Origin of the sequence: Halomonas sp. B23F22_20, assembly GCF_043496985.1 — a bacterium.
Lineage (GTDB): Bacteria > Pseudomonadota > Gammaproteobacteria > Pseudomonadales > Halomonadaceae > Halomonas.
On the sequence record NZ_JBIEKH010000152.1, the window covers coordinates 1 to 516 of the forward strand.

Here is a 516-nt window from a genome sequence, read left to right on the forward strand (position 1 = left end):
GTCGCCGGCGGCGTTTGCCTTCCAGCGGATACCCATCAAGTCCAGGGCATCGCATTGCTCCTTCCGGCGCTTGCGGCCGGTCAGTTCCTCCAGCTCTTCGCTGGTCAGGAATAGCCTCATGATCATGTCTCCTTGATCGACCTGCGAGGGCCGGGCAGGGCCCCAGATACAAGAAAGCCGCCTCGTGGGCGGCGATGTATGAGATGTTCCACAGAATCAGTTCGTCATAGCTCTAGCAAGTGCCAGGCCTCTAGGAACTCTCCACATGTCTCGTCAAAAATTCTCATTGGAGAGTCTTTTCGTGACTCACCATTAGCTTTCGTTCCTGCAAGCCAATTCCGATGGCTTTTATTAATCTGATTGGCTACAACTTCGCTAGGCACGATGTGGAAGGCAGGTCGCTCCCCATGAGGTGGAAGAGATACGAAAGCATAGAAATGTGAGTCGGAATAAAAGGTTTCTGACTTCTGGCTCAGCATCCACCGCCTGGCTGCATTCTTGTTTGTTTTGACCTGT

General features: G+C 52.9%; 2 protein-coding genes. Both read right to left on the minus strand.

Annotation, left to right across the window (positions count from 1 at the left end):
- A partial coding sequence (locus ACGTN6_RS21060) for a DUF4224 domain-containing protein (protein WP_394595065.1) occupies positions 1-126 on the minus strand: 126 nt, incomplete at its 3' end.
- 98 nt (positions 127-224) lie between these two features.
- Positions 225-516 (minus strand): hypothetical protein (locus tag ACGTN6_RS21065; protein ID WP_394595063.1); only part of this gene is annotated, 292 nt, incomplete at its 5' end.